The 25,472-nt window shown below is 63.9% G+C and carries 26 protein-coding genes and 1 tRNA gene; 10 read left to right on the top strand and 17 right to left on the bottom strand.

The annotated features are described in order from the left end of the window. Positions 1-243: 243 nt before the first annotated feature. The 7 genes from AC2FMD_RS02885 to AC2FMD_RS02855 form a co-directional block, all read right to left on the bottom strand. Positions 244-320, bottom strand: a tRNA-Met gene (locus AC2FMD_RS02885). 78 nt (positions 321-398) lie between these two features. Next, complete coding sequence (locus AC2FMD_RS02880; RefSeq protein WP_496742403.1) at positions 399-1,379, bottom strand: alpha/beta fold hydrolase; 981 nt, start codon at positions 1,377-1,379, stop codon at positions 399-401. A gap of 76 nt (positions 1,380-1,455) precedes the next feature. Continuing rightward, positions 1,456-2,256: a PaaX family transcriptional regulator C-terminal domain-containing protein gene (locus AC2FMD_RS02875; protein ID WP_496742402.1), complete on the bottom strand. Its 801-nt coding sequence runs from the start codon at positions 2,254-2,256 to the stop codon at positions 1,456-1,458. 51 nt (positions 2,257-2,307) lie between these two features. Next, positions 2,308-4,338 carry a phenylacetic acid degradation bifunctional protein PaaZ gene (gene paaZ / locus AC2FMD_RS02870; RefSeq protein ID WP_496742401.1) on the bottom strand — a complete coding sequence of 677 codons (2,031 nt, stop codon included), beginning with the start codon at positions 4,336-4,338 and terminating at the stop codon, positions 2,308-2,310. Positions 4,339-4,381: 43 nt separating this feature from the next. Continuing rightward, the gene (locus AC2FMD_RS02865; protein ID WP_496679045.1) at positions 4,382-5,734 is read right to left on the bottom strand and encodes a TRAP transporter large permease; all 1,353 of its coding nucleotides are present in this window, start codon (positions 5,732-5,734) and stop codon (positions 4,382-4,384) included. Further along, the gene (locus AC2FMD_RS02860) at positions 5,731-6,237 is read right to left on the bottom strand and encodes a TRAP transporter small permease (RefSeq protein WP_496686795.1); all 507 of its coding nucleotides are present in this window, start codon (positions 6,235-6,237) and stop codon (positions 5,731-5,733) included. The genes AC2FMD_RS02865 and AC2FMD_RS02860 overlap by 4 nt, the downstream gene beginning before the upstream one ends. A gap of 56 nt (positions 6,238-6,293) precedes the next feature. After that, positions 6,294-7,313: a TRAP transporter substrate-binding protein gene (locus tag AC2FMD_RS02855; protein WP_496742400.1), complete on the bottom strand. Its 1,020-nt coding sequence runs from the start codon at positions 7,311-7,313 to the stop codon at positions 6,294-6,296. A gap of 165 nt (positions 7,314-7,478) precedes the next feature. Here AC2FMD_RS02855 and paaG point away from each other — a divergent pair, with 165 nt between their 5' ends. The 5 genes from paaG to AC2FMD_RS02830 all read left to right on the top strand — a co-directional run bounded on the left by paaG (position 7,479) and on the right by AC2FMD_RS02830 (position 10,874). After that, complete coding sequence (paaG, locus tag AC2FMD_RS02850) at positions 7,479-8,264, top strand: 2-(1,2-epoxy-1,2-dihydrophenyl)acetyl-CoA isomerase PaaG (protein WP_496742399.1); 786 nt, start codon at positions 7,479-7,481, stop codon at positions 8,262-8,264. Positions 8,265-8,266: 2 nt separating this feature from the next. After that, on the top strand, positions 8,267-8,695 hold the full coding sequence (paaI, locus tag AC2FMD_RS02845; protein ID WP_496686796.1) for a hydroxyphenylacetyl-CoA thioesterase PaaI: 429 nt from the start codon (positions 8,267-8,269) through the stop codon (positions 8,693-8,695). A gap of 15 nt (positions 8,696-8,710) precedes the next feature. Further along, entirely contained in the window at positions 8,711-10,021 is a 1,311-nt protein-coding gene (gene paaK / locus AC2FMD_RS02840; RefSeq protein ID WP_496742398.1) for a phenylacetate--CoA ligase PaaK, read from the top strand. Positions 10,022-10,024: 3 nt separating this feature from the next. Then, on the top strand, positions 10,025-10,621 hold the full coding sequence (locus tag AC2FMD_RS02835) for a TetR/AcrR family transcriptional regulator (protein WP_496679037.1): 597 nt from the start codon (positions 10,025-10,027) through the stop codon (positions 10,619-10,621). Positions 10,622-10,691: 70 nt separating this feature from the next. Then, on the top strand, positions 10,692-10,874 hold the full coding sequence (locus AC2FMD_RS02830) for a hypothetical protein (RefSeq protein ID WP_496742397.1): 183 nt from the start codon (positions 10,692-10,694) through the stop codon (positions 10,872-10,874). Between the two features lie 33 nt (positions 10,875-10,907). Here the strand turns inward: AC2FMD_RS02830 and AC2FMD_RS02825 are convergent, their stop codons facing one another. The 10 genes from AC2FMD_RS02825 to AC2FMD_RS02780 form a co-directional block, all read right to left on the bottom strand. Beyond that, positions 10,908-11,666 (bottom strand): Phenylacetic acid catabolic protein, encoded by a 759-nt coding sequence (locus tag AC2FMD_RS02825; protein ID WP_496712899.1) that lies wholly within the window; start codon positions 11,664-11,666, stop codon positions 10,908-10,910. A 13-nt stretch (positions 11,667-11,679) separates the two neighbouring features. Further along, positions 11,680-12,753, bottom strand: coding sequence for a 2Fe-2S iron-sulfur cluster-binding protein (locus AC2FMD_RS02820; protein WP_496742396.1), 1,074 nt, complete (start codon positions 12,751-12,753; stop codon positions 11,680-11,682). A gap of 10 nt (positions 12,754-12,763) precedes the next feature. After that, a complete protein-coding gene (gene paaD, locus AC2FMD_RS02815; RefSeq protein WP_496679032.1) occupies positions 12,764-13,225 on the bottom strand; it encodes a 1,2-phenylacetyl-CoA epoxidase subunit PaaD in 462 nt (153 codons plus the stop codon). 6 nt (positions 13,226-13,231) lie between these two features. Continuing rightward, entirely contained in the window at positions 13,232-13,993 is a 762-nt protein-coding gene (gene paaC, locus AC2FMD_RS02810) for a 1,2-phenylacetyl-CoA epoxidase subunit PaaC (RefSeq protein WP_496742395.1), read from the bottom strand. Beyond that, entirely contained in the window at positions 13,993-14,277 is a 285-nt protein-coding gene (gene paaB / locus AC2FMD_RS02805) for a 1,2-phenylacetyl-CoA epoxidase subunit PaaB (protein ID WP_005978248.1), read from the bottom strand. The genes paaC and paaB overlap by 1 nt, the downstream gene beginning before the upstream one ends. A 23-nt stretch (positions 14,278-14,300) precedes the next feature. After that, positions 14,301-15,293, bottom strand: a complete 993-nt coding sequence (paaA, locus tag AC2FMD_RS02800) for a 1,2-phenylacetyl-CoA epoxidase subunit PaaA (protein WP_496679029.1) — start codon at positions 15,291-15,293, stop codon at positions 14,301-14,303. A 15-nt stretch (positions 15,294-15,308) separates the two neighbouring features. Beyond that, positions 15,309-16,511, bottom strand: a complete 1,203-nt coding sequence (gene pcaF / locus AC2FMD_RS02795; RefSeq protein ID WP_496679027.1) for a 3-oxoadipyl-CoA thiolase — start codon at positions 16,509-16,511, stop codon at positions 15,309-15,311. A gap of 190 nt (positions 16,512-16,701) precedes the next feature. Then, on the bottom strand, positions 16,702-17,094 hold the full coding sequence (locus tag AC2FMD_RS02790) for a carboxymuconolactone decarboxylase family protein (protein ID WP_170357019.1): 393 nt from the start codon (positions 17,092-17,094) through the stop codon (positions 16,702-16,704). Further along, entirely contained in the window at positions 17,078-18,202 is a 1,125-nt protein-coding gene (locus tag AC2FMD_RS02785) for an aromatic ring-hydroxylating oxygenase subunit alpha (protein ID WP_496742392.1), read from the bottom strand. The genes AC2FMD_RS02790 and AC2FMD_RS02785 overlap by 17 nt, the downstream gene beginning before the upstream one ends. Continuing rightward, complete coding sequence (locus AC2FMD_RS02780; RefSeq protein WP_496742391.1) at positions 18,199-19,086, bottom strand: MurR/RpiR family transcriptional regulator; 888 nt, start codon at positions 19,084-19,086, stop codon at positions 18,199-18,201. Before AC2FMD_RS02780 ends, AC2FMD_RS02785 begins: the two co-directional genes overlap by 4 nt. Positions 19,087-19,154: 68 nt before the next feature. Between AC2FMD_RS02780 and AC2FMD_RS02775 the strand changes: the two genes are divergently transcribed. From AC2FMD_RS02775 to AC2FMD_RS02755, 5 genes are read left to right on the top strand one after another with little or no spacing between them, the layout of a single operon-like run. Further along, entirely contained in the window at positions 19,155-21,608 is a 2,454-nt protein-coding gene (locus AC2FMD_RS02775; protein ID WP_496742390.1) for an FAD-dependent oxidoreductase, read from the top strand. Beyond that, positions 21,605-22,684, top strand: a complete 1,080-nt coding sequence (locus tag AC2FMD_RS02770) for an alcohol dehydrogenase family protein (RefSeq protein ID WP_496794632.1) — start codon at positions 21,605-21,607, stop codon at positions 22,682-22,684. Before AC2FMD_RS02775 ends, AC2FMD_RS02770 begins: the two co-directional genes overlap by 4 nt. After that, positions 22,681-23,259, top strand: a complete 579-nt coding sequence (locus AC2FMD_RS02765) for a dimethylsulfonioproprionate lyase family protein (protein ID WP_496742388.1) — start codon at positions 22,681-22,683, stop codon at positions 23,257-23,259. The genes AC2FMD_RS02770 and AC2FMD_RS02765 overlap by 4 nt, the downstream gene beginning before the upstream one ends. Then, positions 23,256-24,362 carry a mandelate racemase/muconate lactonizing enzyme family protein gene (locus AC2FMD_RS02760; protein ID WP_496794631.1) on the top strand — a complete coding sequence of 369 codons (1,107 nt, stop codon included), beginning with the start codon at positions 23,256-23,258 and terminating at the stop codon, positions 24,360-24,362. Before AC2FMD_RS02765 ends, AC2FMD_RS02760 begins: the two co-directional genes overlap by 4 nt. Further along, positions 24,359-25,465, top strand: coding sequence for a mandelate racemase/muconate lactonizing enzyme family protein (locus AC2FMD_RS02755; RefSeq protein WP_496742386.1), 1,107 nt, complete (start codon positions 24,359-24,361; stop codon positions 25,463-25,465). Before AC2FMD_RS02760 ends, AC2FMD_RS02755 begins: the two co-directional genes overlap by 4 nt. Positions 25,466-25,472 lie beyond the last annotated feature (7 nt).

Genomic DNA, 25,472 nt, shown 5'->3' with positions numbered 1-25,472 from the left:
ACGCTGGCTCAAGCGAGCGTTGTGACGCCGATCGTCGACTACATAACATGTGACCCTGAGGCGGAGCGCAACAAACGCGACAAAGTTATCTTCGGTATCCGAATCCGAAAGCACGTGAAGCCGTGCGCAGTTTGATCTCGGAGATCGTTGTCTCTCCGGCCGACGAAGACGGCGTGCCGGTCGAGGTCAAGGGCCGCCTCGGCGCCTTGGTTTCTAACCGTTCGGAAAAGGTGGGGGGTATGGTGGTAGCGGAGGAGGGACTTGAACCCCCGACACGCGGATTATGATTCCGCTGCTCTAACCAACTGAGCTACTCCGCCAAGGTGAGTGGCGATTTACGGGAGGTGCCCGAGAGGGTCAAGAGGGAAAAATACTCAATCCACCAGATTTCTTTCTGGTCAGGCCTGTCTTGGTTTGGAAGGCGTCGGGTCGGTTCGCGGAGCATTGTTTGCGACGCGACGGACGAAATCTGCGCAGTCATCGGGCGCAGTCATCGGAATCATGTGGCCCCGCCCTGCAAGCCGCTCGTACACGAGACCGAAGTCAGCCATGGATGCGCCTTGGCATTCCGGCGACAGGATCGGGTCGTCGGCGCCGAACAGGATCCCGCCGGGAACCCGCAAGTCGCCATAGCGCGCGACCTGCGAGTCAATGCTCGCGTCCACACCGGCCAAATCTTGCGATCCGGTCACATAGGCCGACGGCCGCAGGCCCAGGGCGCCCCCGGCGCGGTCCAGAAAGTCATCCGGCGCCGGCTCGGGGGCGAAGGCCTGGTCGATGACATGCGGCGCCGTGAGTCTGGCCAGCGGCACCGCGATCGTGTTGGCGATCAGATGGCGCACCCTTTCGCTGCGGATCTCCAGCGCCTTGAAGATGGCAGGGGTCTCGGGCACCCGATGCGTCAACGGCGCCAGCAAGGCCAGACCGCGGACGTGGTTGGGGTAGTCCAGCGCCATGGCCAACGAAACCGCTCCGCCAAGGGAGTGTCCGACCAGAAGCGGGTCTTTGACGTGGATCGCCTGCAGGAACTCGTGGATCATGCGGGCTTGTTCGGGCAGGGTTGCCAGCCGCGCGCAATCTCGGGTCGAATACCCGCAGCCGGGACGGTCCAGCGCGATCACGTAAAACCTGTCGGTCAGCCGGTCGGCCATTTCATAGGTGAAGTGCTGCAACTGCCCGGTCAGCCCGTGGATCATCACAAGGGCCGGTCTGGACGGGTCGCCCGCGGCGACATAGTGGATACTGCCACCGTCAACCGGCACGATCCGCCCCGCCTGCGGCACGCGTCTGGTGCCTGTCTTCGTCAGGTAGCGTGTCCACAGGTGCAGCCCGATGAGCAGCAGGCAGACTGCGGTCACGGCGATCGGCAGCAGGGTCATAGGCAGGGCCTCGTGTCAGGGCGTGTCGCCCACGAGGATAGGCCAAGAGCGGCACCAAGAGGAACCCACCGCCGGATCAGTCGTCATTCAGGTCGCCGGGCCGGGGGCGCGGCAGTTGGTCCAGCAGGCGGAACACCTGCGCCCGACAGGCCGGGCCGGTCCAGTCCGGCGGGCAGAAACCGTCGGGCAGGTCGGGCAGACGCAGAACGACGCGCCGCCACCGGTGCACGATCAACGTGCGCAGGGTGCCGATCTGACAGGGCGTGGGCTCCCAACTGGCCGGGCGGTCCTGAGACACGTGGCGGACGGTCTCGTGCAAGGATCGGCAAGCCGCGCGCAGATCCGACGGGAACAGCTTTTCATGCACCCATTGCGGAACCGAGCGGGCAGTAACCTCAAGGATCAGTAGCTCGTCCTGGTCCTCGGGCGGTGCCCCCGATCCCAACGCGGCGTTGCGCGCGATCGGCGTGTAATCGTGGCTGAGCAGGATGTCCTCGAGCAGCCGGGTGCCGGTGCCATCCTCGGCGATCAGAAGGTGCAACGGTGCATCTGGCGCAGGGTCGCGGGCATAGATGCGCGGGGTGACCCGGGCCGACTGCGTGCGGCCATATTCGGTCAGGAAATGCATCGAGACGCGCCCGATCCGGTCGCTTTCGATCCAGCCATCCTTGCGCAGACGGTGCAGGGCGACGCGGATCGCCTCGGGCTTGATGCCCATCGGTTCGATGATGCGGCCCAGCGCCCCACCCGATATCTTGGCGCCGCGCTCCTGCGCCATGTCGCCGAACAGCGACACGATGATCGACCAGACCCGCTGATTCTGCGGGTCGGCCAATTCGGCCACGGCCTTGGTGAACCACGGATGCGCGTTGGTCATACACTCAGTCTATCCGGCCTGGCGGTGCAAGAAAAACACTTTGCCCTGCGCTCAGTAGGCGTTCATGGTCAGCAGTTCGTATTCGGCGACCTTCTCGTCATCCTGATTGGTCAGGGTCACGTGCCAGCGCACCTCGCCATAGTCGTCGGTGCGGCGGGTCTTTTGCTTGACCGTCAGGCGGACCTTGATGCTGTCGCCGGCCACGACCGGCTTCATGAAGCGCAGGCCGTCCAGCCCTGTATTGGCCAGCACCGGCCCCTCGTTCGGTTCGACGAACAGGCCGGCGGCAAAACTCAGCAGCAGATAGCCATGCGCCACCCGGCCCGGAAAGAACGGGTTTCTGGCCGCCGCGTCCTCGTCCATGTGGGCATAGAAGGTGTCGCCTGTGAAATGGGCGAAATGTTCGATGTCGTCCAGCGTGATGGTCCGAGGCGCCGTGTGCAGCGTCTCACCGATCTGCAGTTCCCCGAAGTTGCGGGTGAAGGGATGCGCCGGGCCTTGGATCTCGGGCGCGCCGGGGATCCATTTCCGGCCGATCGTCGCCAGCATCCGGGGCGAGCCCTGCAAGGCCGTGCGCTGCATGTAGTGTTTCACGCCGCGCACGCCGCCCATCTCTTCACCGCCGCCGGCGCGGCCGGGGCCGCCATGGACCATGTGCGGTAGGGGCGAGCCATGGCCGGTGGATTCCTGCATCGAGTCGCGGTCATTGATGTAGATCCGCCCGTTGAAGGCAGCCGCGCCCATCACCACCTGGCGCGCGACCTCGGGGTCATGAGTGATCAGCGAGGTGACCAGCGACCCCTGGCCGCGATTGGCCAGCGCGATGGCGTGGTCCAGATCGCGGTAGCCCATGATGGTCGAGACCGGGCCGAACGCCTCGGTGTTATGCACATGCTTGGCGGCGTCGGGATCGGCGCAGTGAAACAGCATCGGCGGTACGAAGGCGCCTTTTGTGGCGTCGGCGCCGATCACCTCGAAGGCATCCGGGTCGCCGAATACACGTTCGGCTTCTTGCCCGATGAGGCTGGCCTTGGCCAGAACGTCGGCCTTCTGCCCGTTCGACACCAGCGCGCCCATGCGCGTGCCGTCCAGCCGCGGATCGCCGATCGTGGTCTGCTCGAGCTTGGCTGAGATCGCGGCGATCAGCGGCTCGACCTGCGCCTCGGGTGCGATGATGCGGCGGATGGCGGTGCATTTCTGCCCGGCTTTCGTCGTCATCTCGCGTACGACTTCCTTGACGAACAGGTCGAATTCGGGCGTGCCGGGTGCCGCGTCGGGGCCAAGGATCGAGGCGTTCAGGCTGTCCTGCTCAGCCACGAACCGCACCGAGTTGGTCAAGATCACCGGGTTCTGCCGCAGCTTCATCGCGGTGTCGGCCGAGCCGGTAAAGCTGACCACGTCCTGACAGGTCAAATGATCCAGCATGTCGCCCAGCCCGCCCGAGACCAGCTGCAGTGCGCCGTCGGGCAGGATGCCGCTGTCGAGCATGATCCGCACGGCCAGCTCGGTGACATAGCAGCTGTTGGTGGCCGGCTTGACGATCGCCGGAACCCCGGCCAGCAGGGTTGGGGCCAGTTTCTCCAGCATCCCCCAGACCGGGAAGTTGAAGGCGTTGATATGCACCGCGACCCCTTGCAACGGGGTGCAGACGTGCTGGCCCAAGAAGGTGCCGTTCCGCGACAGCTGCTCGACATCGCCATCCAGATAGACATGGCCGTCGGGCATCTCGCGCCGCCCTTTCGAGGCAAAGACGAACATGGTGCCGATGCCGCCGTCGATGTCGATCAGATGATCCTTCTGCGTGGCGCCGGTTTCAAAGCTGAGGTCATAGAGCGCCTGTTTCTGTTCCGACAGCGCCTGCGCCAGCGCCTTGAGCATCTTGGCGCGTTCATGGAAAGTCAGCCGGCGCAGGGCAGGCCCGCCCACGTCGCGGGCATGTGCCAGCATCGCCTGCACGTCCAGCGCGTCGTTTCCGGCGGTGGCAAAGGGCTCTCCGGTGATCGCCGAGGCGATGGTGCGGGCCCCGGCTCCGGGCGCAACCCACTGGCCCGCGGCGAAACTGGAAATCTGTTTCAGAGACATGAAATGCTCCTGTATTGGGGCCGCTTTGCGCGGCGAAATGTGCTCAGTGACCCAGCGCGCCCATCTGTTGCGGCAGGTACAGAACCACGATCGGAACCAGAACGATCAGCGCCAGGCGGAAGATGTCGGCCACCCAGAACGGGGTCACGCCGCGAAAGATCGTGCCGGTCGAGACATCCCCCACCACGCCTTTCAGGATGAACACGTTCAGGCCCACCGGCGGGGTGATCAGCGAAATCTCGGTTACCACCACCACGACGATGCCGAACCAGATCGGGTCATAGCCCAGCGAGGTCACCAGCGGGAAAAATATCGGAACCGTCAGCAGCAGCATCGACAGGGATTCGAATACGCAGCCCAGGATGATGTAGATGCCGAGGATCATGAGGATCACCACGAACGGCGCCACGTCATAAGCGGTGACCATGGCGATCAGCGCCTCGGGCAGACCGGCCAGGTTGATGAAGTTCGAAAAGATCTGCGCACCGATCAGCACCGCGAACAGCGCGGCTGCGGTAAAGCAGGTTTCCTTCAGCACCTCAAAGGTCGATCCCACGGTCAGCCCACCGCGGAACAGCGCGATCAGAAAGGCGCCGGCGGCGCCCATGCCAGCGGCCTCGGTCGGCGAAAAGGTCAGGTTCAGCGGTTCGAAATCGAACACGCCATACAGCCCGCCGATCACCAGGAAGAACAGCAGAAGCACCGCCCAGACGGACCCCAGCGCGCTGATGCGCTCGCCCCAGCTGGCGCGTGCACCGGCCGGGCCGGCCTCCGGGTTGCGCCAGACGGTCCAGCGCACGGCGAACAGGTAGAACAGGATGCCCAGTGCGCCGGGAATGATGCCGGCCATGAACAGCTTGCCGATCGAGGTTTCGGTCAGCAGCCCATAGATGACCAGGATGACCGAGGGCGGGATCAGGATGCCCAGCGTTCCGCCGGCTGCGATCGAGGCGGTCGAGAGCTCGTCGGAATAACCGTAACGGCGCATCTGCGGCATGGCGACTTTGGACATGGTCGCAGCGGTGGCCAGCGACGATCCGCAGATCGCCGAGAACCCGCCGCAGGCCGCCACGGTCGCCATGGCGATACCGCCGCGCATGTGGCCCAGAAAAGCGTTGGAAACCGCATAAAGTTCGCGCGCCATGCCACCCTTGTTGACGAACAGGCCCATTAGGATGAACAGCGGCACGACCGACAGGCCGTAATCCTGCGCGGTATCGGTGATCTGGCGGCCAACCATCGACATCGCGGCCTTCAGCCCGCGCTCGTCAAAGATCGAGCCGCCGCGTTCATAGGCGAAGCCCAGCGTACCGACCAGCCCCATGGCAAAGACAATGGGCAGGCGCATTAGCACCAGGATCAGGACAAGGGCAAATCCAATCAGTGCAGCGGTCATTGGGAGGTTCCCGTCAGGGTTTTGGGTGCGAAAAGGTGCAGCAGGCCGGTGATGATCATCACCACGGCGGTGATCGCCACCGATGCAGTGATGAACCAGCCAACGAGGTAGGTCGGGATGCTGAGATATTCGGTAACATCGCCGTAATCGCGGGCGCGCTCGGCCAAGACCCAGACGCGCTGGACCGGCCAGTACAGCATGACGCCGCTGAGAATATAGATCACCGCGTCGCGAAGGCGGCTGAGCCGCAGGCGGTGGAAGATACCGTCGGTCAGGTCCACGGCGATATGCCCGTTGGTGACCGAGATGATGGGCAGCACCGAGAACACCAGAATCGCCATCAGGATGCGCGTCAGTTCGGTGGCGGCCTCGATCGGCGCGTTGAAGACCGACCGCAAGATCACGTCGCAGAAGGTCATCACCATCAGGATGAACAGGGCCGTGCAGGCGACAATCACCGGCAGGACGCTGGCGCGCCGTACAAGCTGGATGAGAGGGGTCATCGGGTGGCTCCGGAAGGGGCTGGATGGGGGCGGCCAGTGCCGCCCCGCATCAAAGATCAGTTCGAGGTCATTTCTGACTTGATCATGTCATAGGCGGCTTGCGCATCGACGCCGGCTTCGTTGACCTCGGCAATGACCTTGGCGCGGACGCCCTCGGCGATCGTCGCGAACTTCTCCATGTCCTCGGCGCTGGCCTCTTGGATGGCGTTGCCTTCGGTGGCTTGGGTCTCATCCCGGCCGATGGCGTCGATCTCGTCCCAGATCTTGCCGATTTCGCGGCTCAGCGGCTCGCCGAACACGTTTTCCTCCAGTGCTTGCTGGATGTCTTCCGGCAGGTCGGCAAACGTGTCTTCGTTCATGATAAAGGCAAACGACCCGCGATACAGGCCGCCCGGCATTTCATAGACGTTCGGGGCAACCTCGGTCAGCTTGAAGCCCTTGCGCGATTCGAACGGCATGACCACGCCATCGGCGGCCTTTGAGGCCAGCGTTTCATAGACTTTGGGGGCCGGAACCTGGATGCCGGTCGCACCCAGTGCGGTGCCTACGTCGCCACCGACACCACCGGGGATACGAACCTTGAGGCCCGAAATCTGGTCCATCGAGGTCACCGGGCTGCTGGTGTGCAGCTGGGCCGGGCCGTGGGTGTGCAGTGCGATGACCTTGACGCCGCGATGTTCGTCGGCCGCCTTCAGATACTTGTCATAGGCCCGCCAGTACGCGACCGAGGCGGCCTCGGCCGAACCCTCATAACCCGGCAGTTCGATCAGCTTGGTCGTCACGAAACGGCCCGGCTGATAACCGTGGAAGATGATCGACGCATCCGCCGCACCATCCATGATCAGGTCCATCTGGGCCGGGGGCGGGGCGATGCCCAGCTTCAGCTCGGCGGTCACCTTGCCGTCGGTGGCCTCTTCAACCATCTCGACGAATTTGGGCCACATCTTGGCGTTGATTCCGTGGGTGGGCGGCGCCCAGCTGGAAATCGTCAGGGTGTAGTCCGCTGCAAATGCCACGCTGCCCGATACTGCCAGGGCAGCAGTCGCCAACAGCGTTTTGATCCCGTTGAGTTTCATGACTGGTTTCCTCCTCCAAAACATGAGTCATTAATGCGTTAATGGTCACTTTTGTAACCATCAACCGGCCGAAAGCCGGATTCGGCACTTCGTCGGAGAAATTTATTGACCAACCGTTCGGTTAATGCAAGAAGAATATCGAAACGAATGCAAAGCGAGCGGCCCATGAGCGATACGATTCTTGCGCAGTGGCATGGAAATTATGTGGAAATCACTCTCAACCGCCCTGATCGCCTGAACAGTTTCACCGAAGAAATGCATCATGCCCTGCGCCGCGCCATCGAAAGCGCGCGCGATGAGGGCGCGCGGGCGATCCTGCTGACCGGGGCCGGGCGTGGGTTCTGCGCCGGGCAGGATCTGGCCGATCGCGACCCGTCGAAAATGGACGGTCCGCCGGATCTGGGCCACACGGTTCGCACTTTCTATGCGCCGCTGGTGCGGTTGATCCGGTCGCTGAACTTTCCGGTGATCTGCGCGGTCAATGGCGTGGCCGCGGGCGCAGGCGCCAATCTTGCGCTGGCCTGCGATATCGTGCTGGCCGCCGAGTCCGCGAAATTCATCCAATCCTTCGCCAAGGTCGGGCTGATCCCCGATACCGGAGGCAGCTGGCACCTGCCGCATCTGCTGGGCGAGGCGCGTGCCAAGGGACTGGCTCTGACCAGCGAGCCTTTGGCGGCGAAAACGGCCGAGGACTGGGGCCTGATCTGGAAAGCCCTGCCTGATGCCGATCTGATGAGCGAGGCGCGCGCGCTGGCCGAACGCCTGTCGAACGGTCCGACGCTCGGCCTGGGCCTGACCAAGCAGACCATCCAGGCCGCCGCGACCAACAGTCTGACCGATCATCTTGAGATCGAGGCCGACGCCATGAAGACCTGCGGTGAATCCGCCGACTATGCCGAAGGCGTCGCGGCCTTTCTGGAAAAGCGCAGCCCGGAGTTTCGGGGCAAATGAGCATGACACCGAAAGAACGCGCCGAAAAAGCCGCCGCCGCGATGTGGGCGCAGGACCATGCCTCGAAATGGGCGGGGATGGAACTGGTCGAGGTCGACGAGGGCACCGCGACGCTGGCGCTGACCGTGCAGCAGCACCATTGCAACGGGCACGGAATCTGCCATGGCGGCGTGACCTTCATGCTGGCCGACAGCGCCTTTGCCTTTGCCTGCAACAGCCGCAACCAGTCGACCGTGGCCCAGCACAACGTGATCAGCTATGTCGCGCCGGGCCGGCTGGGCGACCGGCTGACCGCCCGCGCGACCGAGCAGAGCCTGACCGGCCGCAGCGGCATCTATGACGTGACAGTGACCAACCAGGATGGCCACAAGATCGCCGAGTTCCGGGGCTTTTCCCGCGCGATCAACGGGACCCTGTTTCCAGAATCTTGAGGTGAGGAGGACATCATGAAGGATCTGACCCCGAACAAAGCGGATCTTGACCCGATCGAGATCGCGTCGATCGATGAAATCCGCAGCTTGCAGCTGGACCGCCTGAAATGGTCGCTGCGCCATGCCTATGACAATGTGCCGATGTACAAACAGCGGTTCGACGAGGCAGGGGTGCATCCCGACGATCTGAAAACCTTGGACGATCTGGCCAAGTTCCCCTTCACCTACAAGAATGACCTGCGCGACCACTATCCGTTCGGTCTGTTTGCCGTGCCGCGCGAACAGATCATCCGCCTGCATGCGTCGTCCGGCACCACGGGCAAGCCGACCGTGGTAGGTTACACCAGGAACGACATCGACAACTGGGCCGATCTGGTGGCCCGCAGCCTACGCGCCAGCGGTCTGCGCAAGGGCGACATGATCCACAACGCCTACGGCTACGGCCTGTTTACTGGCGGGCTGGGCGCGCATTACGGAATCGAGCGACTGGGCGCTACGGTCGTTCCCATGTCCGGCGGTCAGACCGAGAAACAGGTAGCCCTGATCACCGATTTCAAACCCGACGGCATCATGGTCACGCCGTCCTACATGCTCAACATCCTCGAGCAGTATCACAAGGTCGGGATGGACCCGCGCGAAAGCTCTCTGTCGGTGGGCGTATTCGGGGCCGAGCCCTGGACGGATGCGATGCGGAGAGAGGTCGAGCAGGCCTTTGACATGCATGCCGTCGACATTTACGGCCTGTCCGAGATCATGGGGCCGGGCGTCGCCAACGAATGCGTGGAAACCAAGGACGGCCCGGTCATCTGGGAGGATCATTTCTATCCCGAGATCATAGACCCTCAGACCGGCGAGGTTCTGCCCGACGGCGAAATGGGTGAGCTGGTCTTTACCACGCTGACCAAAGAAGGCCTGCCGATGATCCGCTACCGCACCCGCGACCTGACGCGGTTGCTGCCGGGCACCGCGCGCTCGATGCGACGGATGGAGAAGATCACCGGCCGCAGCGACGACATGATCATCCTGCGCGGGGTCAACGTCTTCCCCAGCCAGATCGAGGAACAGGTCATGGCCACCGGCGGCATTGCCGCGCATTACCAGATCGAGCTGTACAAATCCGGCCGCATGGACGCGATGCGCGTCTATGTCGAGGCGATGCCCGACGCGGCCGATGAACTAAGCAAGACCGCCGCCGCCCGCATGCTGACCAAGCGGATCAAGGACATCGTTGGCGTTTCCACCGAGATCGTTGTAGGGGACCCCGGCGATGTCGAGCGCAGCCAGGGCAAGGCCAAGCGCGTCGTCGACAACCGAGACAAGGAGTGAGGTTTGGCCCGTACGATTGCAAAAGATCACGACCAGAAACGCGCGCAGATCCTTAAATCGGCGGCGCGGGTCTTTGCCCGCGAAGGCTTCGACCGCGCCTCGATGACCCAGCTTGCGCGCGAATGCGGGATCTCGAAGGCCAACATCTATCACTATTATGACAGCAAGGACGCGATCCTGTTCGACATTCTCGAGACCTATCTGCGGGAATTGCGCGACCTGATATGCGGGCTCGAGATTGAAGGCCTCAGCCCGCCCGACAAGCTTCACCGCGTGGTGGCTGAAATCCTGTTGGCTTATCAGGGCGTGGATGACGAACACCGGGTTCAGACCAGCGGCATGTCGGCCCTGCCCGAGGAGCAGCAGCGCCTGCTGCGCGGGTATCAGCGCGACATGGTGAATTTCCTCAGTTCCATCATTGCCGAAGTCGCTCCTGACGTGTTTCGCGGCAACAGGTCCAAGCTGCGCTCGGCCACGATGTCGGTCTTCGGCATGCTGAACTGGTACTACATGTGGAATTCCGGTGCCGATGCACAGGCGCGCCGGGACTATGCCGCGCTGGTCAGCAACCTGACCCTGTCGGGCGTCAAGGCGCTGTAGCACCGGCCCTACCGGCATTGTGATTTGGCTTTTGAGCCAAACCGGCGTCTACTTGCGGTCGGAGGGCGCCATGCAAAAACCCGAACGGTTCGACGAATTCTATTTCGCCAAGGTCGGGATGGGCGAGGCCTGCGGCTGCGCCGAGCGCATCATCGACGTCTATGAGTTCAACCGCAAGGCCGGTGCGGTTGACGCGGGCACGGTCAAGGTGGCTCGGCCACGGCGTCGCGGCCTGCGATCGCTTGCCCTTTAATACGGCCTGATCAGCCGCCCCAGCGGGCGGTGATCACGGGGTGCGCAAGCCAAGCCGCGTTACGACCTCGGCGGCCTCGGCCAGCCAGCGGTTTTTCAGTTCGACCCCCGAGGCGCGGCGCAGGCCCATCTGGCGCAACTTTTCCATCCGCTCGGGGTCGCCCGCGCCGAAACTTGCGGCCACGCGGGGCCACCAGTAATCGACCGAGTCCTGCATGGCCGGCGCCGCGCCCTGTTCCAACAGCTTGACCGCGCCTTCCAGGGCCAATTCACCGTGATGCGCCTCGATCGGGGCGATGGCGCGGAACGCCTCGGCCAGCGGCTGATAGGACACCAGCGCGAACTCGGCCAGTTGCACGCCCACGGCGCGGCTCATGAGCAGGTTCATCACCACCGCATCGGTCCAGCCTTCGATCGGATAGTTGAAGACCGCAAGGCGCATGTCATGTTCGCTGCGCGTGGCCCCGATATCGGCGGAACGGTCCAGCCGTGCGGTCCACGGGTGATGCGTGGCATATCGGTCGGTATCCGCGCCGAACTCGCCCATGATCTTCAGGACGCGGTCGGCATTGTCGGTTTTTTCCAGAACGATCTTCGCCGCCGCGATGCGTTCCTTGATGCCCGGTCCCTGGTTGATGATGTCGGCAAACCCAGCCGCACCGGCCAGTTCGCTGTCGACGAAGGTCGCCATCAGCTTCATCAGCTCCGCCCGGTATCGGGGCGGCACGTTGGTCGGGTTGGTCAGAACGCCGCCTGCGGCCAGGTAGCTTTCGATGCTCATGTCTTCGGCCATGGTCCCTCTCCCTTTACTGGTCGTAATCGACGACGACATTGTCGGTCAGCGGGTAGGCCTGGCAGCTGAGCACATAGCCTTTCTCGACCTCGTAATCCTCGAGCGCGTGGTTGGCGACCATCTCGACTTCGCCTTCGATCACCTTGCAGCGGCAGGTCGAGCAGACCCCGGCCTTGCAGGCATAGGGGGCGTCCATTGCGTTTTCCAGCGCCGCATCCAGAATGGTCTGGTCCTTGGGCATGGTGATGGTCTGGGTGGCGCCGTCCAGCGTGACCCGCGCCTGGGTCTGGTTGGCCTGCGCGGCGCTGGCGGCATCGCCCTGCTTGCGTTTGGCGCGGCCCGGTTGGGCGCTGGCAAACAGCTCGAACTTGATCTGGCTGTCATTCAGCCCGTGTTCGCGCAACGCCTCGGCAATGCCCAGCATCATCGGCTCGGGGCCGCAGATGAAGGCGGTGTCGGTGTTTTCGACGTCGATCCAATGCTGGAACAGTTCGGCGCATTTCTCTTTGGTTACCAGCCCGGTGAACAGGTCGATCTCCTGCGCGTCGGTTTCCAGGATATGGATCACGTTCAGGCGGCCCATGTACTGGTTCTTCAGGTCTTCCAGCTCTTCGCGGAACATGATCGTGTTCACGCCCTTGTTGGCATAGACCAGCGTGAAGCGCGAATGCGGTTCGCGTGCCAGCGTGGTCTTTAGGATTGACAGAACCGGCGTGATGCCCGACCCGCCGGCAAAGCCCAGGTACTGCCGGTGCGCGGACGGGTCCAGCGGCGTGTGGAAGGCCCCCATCGGCGGCATCGCCTGCAACCTGTCGCCCACTTTCAGCTCGGTGTTGGCCCAGGTCGAAAAAGCGCCGCCCTCGACCCGTTTGATGCCCACCTGCAGAACGCCGTCATCCTTGCCCGCGCAGATCGAGTAGGAGCGGCGCAGCTCTTCCCCGTCAAATTCGCGGCGGAAGGTCAGGTACTGGCCCTGGACAAAGTCGAACGCCTCGGCCGCGCCGTTCACCGGCTTCAGAGTGACCACGACCGCGTCGCGGATGGTCTTGTGGATGTCGGTGACTTCCAGATCGTGAAAACCTGCCATCCGGTCCTCCTCAGATGCACTTGAAATAGTCGAAAGGTTCCAGGCATTCGGTGCAGCGCCAGTGCGCCTTGCACGGGGTCGAGCCGAACTGGCTGACCTTTTCCACTGCCGTGCTGCCGCAATGCGGGCAGCGGTCGGGTCCGCCTGCGGGCTGGGGCGGTGCGATGCCGTATTCTTCGAGCTTCGCGCGACCCTTGTCGCTGAGCCAATCGGTCGTCCAGGCCGGAGAGATTCGGGTCTCCAGCTTGATCTTGTCGATGCCGTGGTCGCGCAGGGCGGTTTCGATGTCCATTGCAATGACCGAGGTCGCCGGGCAGCCGGAATAGGTGGGCGTCACGGCAACCTTCAGCGTGTCGCCCTCCCATGTCACATCGCGCACGATGCCCAGATCGACGACCGAGATCACGGGGATCTCGGGGTCGGGCACGGCGTCGAGCCATTCCCAGACCTGCTCTACGGTGGCGCGATCCATCGGCCTTTACCAGGTTGCGCCCGGATAGGCCCGCTGCAGCCATTGCATCTGGGTCAACAGGTGGCCCAGATGTTCAGTATGCATGCGCCCGTCGCGGCCGCCCTTGTGGGAAAAGCGGCCGTCGGGAATGGTCAGGGTGGCTTCGGTCAGTACGCGCTGAACCAGCGCGTCGTATTCCTCGCGTAGGCCGGCCGGGTCGGGTGCGATACCCGCGGCGGCCATCTCGGCATCAACCTCGTCGCTGGCGAACATCTCGCCGACATAGGGCCAGAGGTAATCCAGCGCCTCTTGCATGCGCCTGTGGCTTTCCTCGGTCCCGTCGCCCAGTCCGACCACCGTGTCGCTGGACCGTTCCAGGTGATAGGCGACCTCTTTGCTGGCCTTCTCGGCAATCGCCGCGACCCGGTCGTCAGACGATTTCATCAGCCGGCCCAGCATGATCGAGTGCCACGCATCAAACAGGAACTGGCGCATCAGGGTGCGGCCGAAATCGCCGTTGGGCACCTCGACCAGCAGCACGTTGCGGAAATCCCAGGCGTCGCGCAGAAAGGCCAGATCGTCGGCAGACTTGCCTTCGCCCTGAACCTCTCCGGCCAGGCCCAGCCACATCTGCGTCTGGCCGATCAGGTCCAGTGCGGTGTTGGCCAGCGCGATGTCTTCCTCCAGCACCGGCGCGTGGCCGCACCATTCGCTGACGCGATGGCCCAGGATCAGCGTATTGTCGCCCATCCGCAGCAGGAATTGCAGGAATGCCTCGTCGCGTGTCATCACATCGCCCCCACTTCTTCGGGGATGTCGAAAAAGGTCGGGTGACGATAGACCTTGCTTTCGCTGGGCTCGTACAGCGGACCCTTGTCGCTGGGCGAACTGGCGGTGATGTTGTTGGCCTCGACCACCCAGATCGAGACGCCCTCGTTGCGGCGGGTATAGACGTCGCGGGCGTTCTTGATCGCCATTTCGGCGTCGGGCGCGTGCAGCGAGCCGACATGGCGGTGGCTCATGCCGTGCTGGCCGCGGATGAAGATTTCCCACAGGGGCCATTCGTTTTTCATCAGGTGTCCTCCTATCGGGTGGGTTATTCGGCTGCGACCTTGCGGGCGCGTTTCTTGCGGGAATGTTCCAGCAGACCGTCACGCACCCATTTGCCGTCGTCCCAGGCCTTGTTGCGGGCGGCCAGGCGGTCGGTGTTGCAGGGGCCGTTGCCCTTGATCACGTCGAAGAATTCCGACCAGTCGGGCTGAGTGAAATCGTAATGCCCGCGCTCTTCGTTCCATTTCAGGTCCGGGTCGGGGATGGTCAGGCCCAGATACTCGGCCTGCGGCACGGTTTGATCGACGAATTTCTGGCGCAGTTCGTCATTGGTGTTGATCTTGATCTTCCACGCCATCGACTGGGCCGAATGCACGGAGTCCTTGTCGGAAGGGCCGAACATCATCAGCGACGGGTACCAGAACCGGTTCAGCGCGTCCTGCGCCATCTTGCGCTGTTCGGGCGTGCCCTCGGCCATCTTGCGGATCGCGTCATAGCCCTGGCGCTGGTGAAAGCTTTCTTCCTTGCAGATGCGGATCATCGCGCGCGAATAAGGCCCGTACGAGGTGCGCTGCAGCGGCACCTGGTTCATGATAGCCGCCCCGTCGACCAGCCAGCCCACCGCGCCGATATCGGCCCAGTTCAGCGTGGGATAGTTGAAGATCGAGCTGTATTTCATCCGCCCGTCCAGCAGCATTTCGGTCAGTTCGTCGCGGCTGACGCCCAGAGTTTCGGCGGCGCAGTACAGGTACAGGCCGTGCCCGGCCTCGTCCTGCACCTTGGCCAGCAGGATCGCCTTGCGTTCCAGCGTGGGCGCGCGGGTGATCCAGTTGCCTTCGGGCAGCTGGCCGACGATCTCGGAATGGGCGTGTTGCCCGATCTGGCGGATCAGCGTCGCGCGATAGTCGTCGGGCATCCAGTCCTTGGGCTCGATCTTGATGTCGGCGTCGATCTTGTCCTGAAAGGCGCGTTCCTGCTCGGTCATTTCCTCGCGGGATTTGACGCCTGTTCCTGCCGTCTTGATCATCTGAGCATACATGTCGGGTCTCCTCCCTTACACGCGTTCGAGAATTAGCGCGGCGCCCTGGCCTACGCCCACGCACATGGTGCACAAGGCATAGCGTCCGCCGGTGCGGCGCAGTTGAAAGGCCGCCGTCATGACCAGCCGAGCGCCGGACATGCCCAGCGGATGGCCGATGGCGATGGCGCCGCCATTGGGATTCACATGGGGTGCGTCATCGGCCACGCCAAGTTCACGCAGGGTGGCCAGACCCTGAGCTGCGAAGGCCTCGTTCAATTCTATCACATCCATCTGTTCGATGCTGAGCCCCGTGCGGGCCAGCACTTTGCGGGTGGCCGGGACCGGACCGATTCCCATGACCCGAGGCTCGACCCCCGCGACCGCCATGCCCACGACACGCGCCATCGGGGTCAGGCCGTTCTTCTGCGCGGCGGCCTCGTTGGCCAGCAGAATGGCCGCGGCGCCGTCATTGACGCCCGAGGCGTTGCCCGCGGTCACGGTCTTGTGCGGGCCGTTGACGCCGTGCAGGCTGGCCAGCTTCTCTACGGTCGTGCCGGGGCGTGGGTGTTCGTCCGTATCGACGACGATGGCGTCGCCCTTGCGCTGCGGGATGGTGACCGGGGTGATCTCCTCCGCAAACACCCCGGCCTGGTGCGCCGCGGCCCAGCGGGCCTGGCTGCGTGCCGCGAATGCGTCCTGATCAGCGCGGCTGATGTTGTATTCCTCGGCCACGTTGTCGGCCGTCTGCGGCATCGTGTCGGTGCCGTACATTTTTTCCATCTTCGGGTTCACGAAGCGCCAGCCGATGGTGGTGTCATAGACCGAATTGGCGCGGGAAAAGGCGCTGGTGGCCTTGGGCATCACGAATGGCGCGCGCGACATGCTTTCGACGCCACCGGCAATCGCCATGTCATAATCGCCCGCCTTGATGGCCCGCGCGGCCATGCCGACCGCATCCATGCCGCTGGCGCACAGGCGGTTGATCGTGGTGCCGGGCACCTGAACCGGGAAACCGGCCAGCAGGGCGGCCATGCGGGCCACGTTCCGGTTGCTTTCGCCGGCCTGGTTGGCATCGCCCAGGATCACGTCATCCAGGCTAGCCCAGTCCACCTGCGGGTTCCGCTCTTTCAGCGCGGCCAACGGGATCGCGGCCAGATCGTCGGTACGAACCTGGGACAGGGCCCCGCCATAGCGTCCGATCGGGGTGCGCTGTGCGTCGCAGATGAAAGCGTCCATGCGTCAAACCTCGTGTCTTGAGCTCAGGTCATTAGGTGACCGCTTGGTCGGGTAATACGCCCGGAAGCGATTCGCAGCAAGGAAAATGTAACGCAACTGTGCATCAAATCGAAATTCAGTAACATATTCGTGCTGAAACGAGGAAACCCGCGCGGGGCGGGTGATCTCGATCTGCGGCGGTGGGGGGTGGCTAAAGCTGACCGGCCTCGGTCAGAACCTTGCGCGCCACGCGAAAGCATTCCAGCGCCTGCGGGACGCCACAATAGATGCCGACGACATGGATGATCGCCCGGATTTCCTCCTTGCTGACGCCGTTGTTCAGGGCTCCGCGACAGTGGATCTCCCACTCGTGCATCTTGCCCAGGGCGCCGATCATCGACAGGTTCATCATCGAACGGGTCTTGGGATCGATCACCTCGTCCCCCCAACCAAAGCCCCAGCACCAGGCTGTCATGGCCTCCTGAAACGGGCGGGTGAAATCATCCGCCGCAGCCAGGTTCTTTTCCACGTATTCGTCGCCCAGCGTCGCCTTGCGCTGTGCCAGTCCTTTCAGGAACAGGTCTTCGTCAAAGATGTCGGCCATCGTCTACTCCGCTTGCATCTGTATCCACCGCCTCGCGCATCCATTGCTGCAAGCGGGCGATCGAATGTTCCGACAATACGCCGCAAGCCGGGTCCAGCACCAGCGGGCCGGGGCGATAGCCGCGCGATTTCAGGCCGCGATGCACGCTTTCAACCAGCTGGATGTCTTCTTCGACCGTGGTTTCCCGGTCCTGCACCGCCAGTTGGCGGATCACCGCGCTTTCGGACCCGCCCTCGGTGTACCATCCGCGCCAGACGGTACAGTGATCGGCATCATGCGCGCGCCAGTGATAGGTGTTCAGGACATTGCCGGGATAGCACTGGAACGAGAACATCGGCCATAGAAACCATGACCGATAGTCGCCCGCATGGGGCACCGAAAGGTCGATGGGATAGGTCATCTTGTCGAGGCTCTGACACTCGGTCGTATGGCGCAGAACGTATCCGCCGCCTGCATCGGGTTGAATGTCATAGGTTTCGGGTTTGACCACACCGGTGGCAAAGGTCGGGTGATTGGTCGGGCAGTGATAGCATTCCGAGTAGTTCTCGATACTGACCTTCCAGTTGCAGTTTTCGGGAATCTCGACCCATTCCAGCGGCTCAAGGTCGTCGATCTGCGGGACAAAGGCGCGGATTTCCGCGCGCACGCCTGGGTACCAGTCGTCCATCGGGGCGGCGTCATCGTCGAGGTTGACGAAGATGAAGCCGTTGAACAGCTCGGTCCGCACCGGGGTCAAGCAGATCGCGCTGCGGTCGAAGCCCGGAACCGACTTGATGTTGGGTCCGGCGCGCAGGTGCCCGGTGAGTTCATAGGTCCACGCGTGATAGGGGCAGACGACGACGCGGGTGTTGCCGGCCCCGGTCACCATCTCATGCGCGCGGTGCTGGCAGACGTTGTAGAAGGTGCGGATTTCGCCATCGCGCCCGCGGATGCAGAACAGGTTCTGACCTGCGATTTCAAAGGCGAAATAGTCGCCCGGTTCGCGCACCTGAGCCACATGGCCGGCAAATTGCCAGGTGCGGGCCAGAAGGCCCTGTTTCTCCTGCTCAAATATCGCCGGGTCGGTGTAATAGCGGGCTTCCAGCGAGCGGGTCAGCGGTGCGGTCATTCAGGCTCCTCCGCATATAGGCCAAGTTGGTGCCGGCGGCGGTGAAACCGCTCGACACGCTCGACGATTTCATCGCTGGACAGGGCGACCACGAAAGACAGAAGCGTCTCTAGCAGCGCAATGGTCGAAACCGATGACGGAAAGAACTGGGGCGTGTCGGCGGCGACGACAAACCCATGTTGCGCGTTCAGAATGACCGGGCTGGCGGGGCTGTCGGAAATGCCGACCACGGTCATTCCCTGTTCGCGGGCCAGCTTTACCGCCTCGATCACCTCGGTCCGGTAGGGGTGGCAAGTCATCGCGATCAGCACGTCCTGTTCGTCGGCCCAGGCCAGATCGTCCACCGGGGTCGAGCCGGGCCGGGGAATGGTGTGGAACTGCTTCATCCCGGTCGAGGCCAAATAGGTAAAGTTGCGCGCGTTCGCGTTGTTGACGCCGACGCCCAGCGTGAAAATCTGCCGGGATGTCCAGATCGCCTCGGCTGCAGCCTGCAACCGGGTGGCGTCGATCCCGGCGAAGGTTTCCTCGATATTTCGGATCGCGGCTCCGACCATGTCGGCATAGAGCCCGCCCAGTTCGCCGGATTTGCCGATCTCCTGCAGCCAGCGGGCGCGGTCCGGGAACGACACGGTGCCACGCCGGATGGCGTCGCGGAACGGCGCGCGGAAATCCTCGTACCCCTCAAACCCCACCTGCCGCGCCATGCGGACGAAGGTGTTGGGTTTCACGTTCGCGGCCTCGGCGATCTCGCGCACGGTCGAAACGCCCACATCCGCCGGATTTTCCAGCACATAGCGGGCGGCTTTCTGCGCCTCGGGCGTTAGTGCGTCCCATTCACGGGTCAGCCGGTCAAGAACGGCATTTGATACATTTGTGTCATTCATGATTGACGATGGTACAAATGTGGCCTTAGCCTGTCGAGAAGAAATGCGACTCGGTGAGAGGAAAAATCATGTCCGGGAAGGAACTGCCGTCACAGGCCCGCGTGGTGATCGTGGGCGGAGGTGTCATGGGCGTGGGTCTGGCCTATCACCTGGCGCACGAGGGCTGGACGGATGTCGTTCTGCTGGAAAAGGCCGAGCTGACCAGCGGCAGCACCTGGCATGCGGCCGGGCAGATCACCCACTCGACCAGTTCCTTTGGTCTGGGCAAATGCGTGGACTACAACATCGGGCTTTATTCCGGAGCGCTTGAGGCCGAGACCGGGCAGGCGGTGACATGGCATGGCTGCGGCTCGTTCCGGCTGGCCTATACCGAGGACGAGATGGACTGGCTGCGCCACACCCTGTCGGTGGGCCGGTCACTGGGCTTCAACATCGAGCTGGTGGGCCCCAACCGCGTGGCCGAACTGCACCCGTTCTACAACCTCGACGGGGTTCTGGGCGCGCTGCACACGCCGGATGACGGGCATGTGGACCCGACGAACGTGACCATGGCCATGGCGGCGGGGGCGCGTCAGCTCGGCGCGCGGATCATCCGCCGCTGCCGGGCCACCAACATCACCCAGGCGGCCAATGGCGAATGGGTGGTCGAGACCGAACGGGGCACGATCCGCTGCGAACACGTGGTGAATGCGGGTGGCACTTATGCCCGGCAGATGGGCGAATGGTCGGGCCTGCAACTGCCGATGACCTCGATGACCCACCACTATTTCGTGACCGAACCGGTGCCACAGTTCCAGGACCTCGATCACGAGTTGCCGGTGATCCGCGATGACCGCAAGGTCTCGGGCTATATCCGCATGGAGCAGAAGCGCGGGCTGATCGGGATCTACGAGAAGGAAAATTCGAACTCGGTCTGGCATGACCACTGCCCGTGGGACTACGAAAACTGGCTGTTCGATGCCGATTACGACCGGGTCATGCCGTGGCTCGAAGAGAGCCTGAACCGGATGCCGATTTTCGCCGATCTGGGCATCCAGCGCGAGGTTCACGGGGCGATCTCGCACCCGCCCGACGGCAATCCGCTGATCGGCCCGGCGCCGGGGGTGCGTAACTACTGGTGCTGCTGCGGCACGCAGATCGGCATCGGCTGGGGCCCGGGCCTGACGCGCGAACTGGCGCGGTGGATGGTGCATGGCGCGGCCGACATTTCGATGCGCGACTATGATCCGCGCCGGTTCGGGGCCTATGCCACCAAAGACTGGCAGGTCACCAAGGCGCATGAGGATTACAAACTGCGCCACGAAATTCCGTTTCCGCATTTCAACCGTCTTGCCGGGCGGCCGATCAAGCCGTCCCCGCTGTATGACCGGCTGAAAGCCAAGGGGGCGGTGTTCGAAGAGGTCTATGGCCACGAGCGCCCCCGCTGGTTCGCAAAGGATGGCGTTGAACAGCGCGACCATTATTCTTTCCGCCGCAATGTGGCGCATGACATGGTCGCCGTTGAATGCAGGGCCGTGCGCGAGGCGGTCGGCATTATGGATATCTCGGCCTTCACCAAGGTCGAGGTCAGCGGCCCGGATGCCCGGGTCCTGCTGGACCGGTTGGTTGCCAACCGCCTGCCGCAAAAGGTGGGCGGCATCGCGCTGACCCACATGCTCAACCGCCGTGGACGGATCGAGCTGGAGACCACGGTCGTGAAACTGGCCGAAGGCCGGTACTGCCTCGTCTGTGCTGCCTTCTTCGAGCAGCGCCTACTGGACCACCTTACCCAGCATCGCGACGAAGAAAACGTCGATATCATCCTGCGATCCGACGACTGGGCCGCGCTCAGCCTCAATGGCCCCCGGGCGCGCGAGGTTCTGGCCGGCTGCACCGATGCCGACCTGAGCAATACCGGTTTCAAATGGCTGACCGCGCAGGAAATCGACGTGGCGGGTCACCGGCTCTGGGCTTTCCGCATGTCCTATGCCGGTGAATTGGGATGGGAACTGCACATGCCGCGTGACAGCGCCTTGGCCGTCTACGATGCGCTCTGGGCCGCGGGCGCGCCGCATGGCATCGCCGATTACGGGTCGTTCGCGATGAACGCGCTGCGGATGGAGAAGGCCTTCAAGGGCGCGGGTGAGTTGACCAACGAGGTCACCCTGGCCGAAGCCGACGTGCTGCGCTTTGCCCGCACGGACAAGGAATACCTGGGCAAGGACCGGACTCTGAACCCCGATCTGCGCTGGGTCTGCGCCTATCTGGAGATCGAACCGGATGGCCAGAACGATGGGCATGGCGGCGAGGCGGTCCTGCTGAACGGCAAGGTCGTGGGCTCTACCGCCTCGGTGGCCTACGGGCATACGGTCGGCAAGATCCTTGCCTTTGCCTATGTCAAACCGCAGGCCAATGTGCCGGGAACAGAGGTGCAGGTGGTGATCTCAGGCGTGCCGCGTCGCGGGCGGATCCTGGGCGCACCCGCCTATGACCCGCAAAGCCTCCGGCCCCGCACCGACACCGCGATGGAGGCTGCGGAATGATCCCGAAAACCATGAAAGCCATGGTCCTGACCGGGCATGGCGATCTGGACAAATACGAATGGCATGAGGACTGGCCTACGCCCACACCCGGCCCGATGGAGGTGCTGATCAAGGTTGGTGCTTGTGGACTGAACAACACGGATGTGAACACCCGCACCGGCTGGTATTCCAAGGCGGTGGACGAGCCGACCACCGGCGGCGCCTATTCCGAGGTGGATGACGACGACAGCACCTGGGGCGGCGCACCTCTGACCTTCCCACGCATCCAGGGCGCGGATGCGGTCGGCACGGTCGTGGCCGTGGGCGAGGGGGCCGATCCTGCGATCATCGGCCGGCGGGTGATCGTGGCGGGCTGGCTGCGCGACTGGTCCGAGCCGATGAATCGCGACAAGGCCGGATATTTCGGCTCGGAATGTGACGGCGGCTTTGCCGAATACACCAAGGCCGACATCCGCGGCGTGGCGGCGATCGACTCCGGCCTGAGTGATGCCGAACTGGCGACCTTCAGTTGCTCATATGTGACGGCCGAAGGCATGTTGGACAGGGCGCAGGTCGGCGAGGGCGACACGGTTCTGATCCCCGGTGCCTCGGGCGGTGTGGGCGGGGCGCTGATCCAGCTGTCCAAGCTGCGCGGTGCACGTGTGATCGCCATGGCCAGCGCGGCCAAGCACCCCGAGGTCGCCAAACTGGGTCCGGATCGCATCCTGCCGCGCAGCCCCAGGAACTTGCGGGCCGAGCTGAAAGGCGAACGGATCACCGTCGTCGCCGACGTCGTGGGCGGAGAGATTTGGCCCAAACTGATCGACATGCTGGAGCGTGGCGGGCGCTATACCTGTTCGGGCGCGATTGCCGGTCCGATCGTGCAATTCGACCTGCGCACCTTCTACCTGCGCGATCTGACCTTCACCGGGTCGACCGTGAACACGCCGCAGAACTTCTTTGATGTCGTGAAATACATAGAAAATGGGCAAATCAAGCCAGCGTTGGCCGCCACTTACCCGTTGACTGAGCTGCGAGAGGCCCAGCAGGCCTTCATCGACAAGCATCATACCGGCAACATCGTGGTGATCCCATGACTCTGGAAAACGTTCTCGAAGCCGCGCGGCAACTGCATCAAGCACTGCCGGCGCTGTCCGCATTCGGCAACTGGCCCACCGACCTGACCGCAACCGGTTTGCAACCGCGGGCGATCCCCGCCACGCCGCTGGTGCAGGCGCTGGATCAGCCCGGATCACCCCGGACCACGGGGCTCGTTCAGGCGGTTCGTTCGGCGGCGCATCTTGCCCATTGGAAACGAACCTATTCCGAGGCAGAGGTCGGTGCCGATTTCCGCAATCGGTACGGGTATTTCGAACTGTTCGGGCCAACCGGTCATTTCCATTCGACCCAGTTGCGAGGCTATGTCGCCTATTGGGGCGCCGGGTTGGACTATGACTGGCACAGCCACCAGGCCGAGGAGCTGTATCTGACGCTGGCGGGCGGCGCGGTCTTCAAGGTTGACGGGGATCGGGCCTTTGTGGGCGCTGAGGGCACGCGGTTGCATGCCAGTTGGCAAAGTCACGCCATGTCCACAGGGGATCAGCCGATCCTCACTTTCGTACTGTGGCGGGGCGAGGGGTTGAACGACCTGCCCAGGATGGACGCCGCATGAAGATCTCTCGCATCTCGGTCTTTCACGTCGATCTGCCGCTCGAGCATCCCTATTGGCTGTCTGGCGGACGTCTGAAATTCGAGGTGCTGGATGCCACCTTCGTCAAGATCGAAACCGACGCCGGCCTGACCGGCTGGGGCGAGGGCACGCCGTGGGGCCACACCTATGTGCCCGCGCACGGGCCGGGTATCCGGGCGGGGATCGAGACCATGGCGCCCTTCGTCCTCGGGCTGGACCCCCGCCGGGTTCTAGAGGTCGAGCGGGCGATGGACCACGCGCTGCCCGGGCATCTTTATGCCAAGTCGCCGATCGACATGGCCTGCTGGGACATTGCCGGACAGGCGGCCGGTTTGCCGATTGCCGATCTGATGGGCGGCGGGTCGCGCAGCCCCGCGCCGATCGCCTCATCGGTCGGGGCCAAGACCATCGAGGAAACCCGCGCGGTGATGGATCGCTATCGTGACCGCGGCTATTGGGTACATTCGGTCAAAGTGGGCGGCGACGTGGATCGCGACATAGAACGCATACGCGATGTCGAGGCGCACCGCCCGGCGGGTGAGCGCATCCTCTATGACGTCAACCGCGCCTGGACGCGGCAGCAGGCGCTGCGGGTGATGAAGGCCACCGAGGATCTGGGCGTGATGTTCGAACAACCGGGCGAGACGCTGGACGACATCGCCGCCATCCGGGCCCTGCATTCCGCGCCGGTCAGCGTGGATGAAAGCCTAGTCACCCTGCAGGACGCCGCGCGCATTGCCCGCGACGGGCTGGCCGAGGTCTTCGGGATCAAGCTCAACCGTGTCGGCGGCCTGACCAAGGCTGCTCGGATGCGGGACATCGCGCTGGCGCATGGCATCGACATGTATGTAATGGCCACCGGCGGCTCGGTTCTGGCCGACACCGAGGCGCTGCATCTGGCCGCCACCATCCCCGACCACAACCGTCTGGGCGTCTGGGCCTGTCAGGACATGCTAACGCTGGACGTTGCGGGCGGGCGCGGCCCGCGCAACCGTCAGGGTCATCTGGAACTGCCCGAGGCCCCCGGCCTTGGCCTGGCCCCGGATGAAGATGCACTGGGCGATCCCAAGGCCGTGTACCAATGACTCGCATCACCCGCATTTCGCTCTGGCATGTGCCGCTGACCAGCCACCAGGCCTATTACATGGCTGACGGCAAGGCCTGCGACACGGTTGAAACGGTGGTTCTGGCGCTGGACACCGATGACGATCTGACCGGCTGGGGCGAGGTCTGCCCGATTCCGCATTACCTGCCCGCCTATGCGCGCGGCGTGGCCCCGGCGGTTCAGGACATGGCCGCGGTTCTGCTGGGCGCCGACCCGATCGGACCCGAGGCGTTGATGGCGCGGCTGGACCGGCACCTGCCGGGGCATGTCTATGCCAAATCGGCGATTGACATCGCGCTGTGGGATCTGACGGGGCAGGTGGCAGGGCTGCCGCTGCACGCGCTGCTGGGCGGTCGGCGGGCGCAGACGATGCCGCTCTATCACTCGATCACCTGTATCGCCCCGGCCGAGATGGCCCGCATCGCCCGCGAGGCGCAGGCGCAGGGCGTCACCCAGTTCCAGGTCAAGCTGGGCGCGGATGCCGATTGGCAGGCCGATGTCGAACGCCTGCGTCTGGTGCGCGAGGCGGTGGGCGACGGGCCGCTGGTCTATGGCGATTGGAACTGCGGCGCCACGTCTCTGGACGCCAGCCGGGTGGGGCGGGCGGTTGCGGATCTGGATGTGATGCTGGAACAACCCTGTGCCACGATTGAAGATTGCGCCCGCGTGCGCGCTGCCACCGGTCTGCCAATGAAGCTGGACGAATGCGCACACGACACCGCCAGCCTGCTGGCCGCGCATGCGCTGGGCTGCATGGACGCGGTCGCGGTAAAGCTGTCGAAATTCGGCGGGCTGTCGGCGGCGCGCCGCGCGCGTGATCTGTGCCTGCATCTGGGGGCGAAGATGTGCGTCGAAGACACCTGGGGGTCTGACATCGCCACAGCCGCCCTGCTGCATCTGGGCGCGGCCACCGAACCCGCGCGCTTGATGAACGTGTGCGACCTGTCGGGCTATGTCGCGCCGCGGCTGGCGCCGGATGGCCCGGCCCGCAAGGGCGGTCGGATCGCGCCACCCGACGGGATCGGCCTCGGCGTCTCGCCAGACCGCGAATACCTGGGCGCGCCGGACGTGATACTGGATTAGGGAGGCG

Source organism: Ruegeria sp. BHSC276 (genome assembly GCF_059612945.1).
The sequence above is the reverse complement of the archived record's forward strand: the minus strand, read 5'-3'. Positions and strand labels throughout refer to the sequence as shown.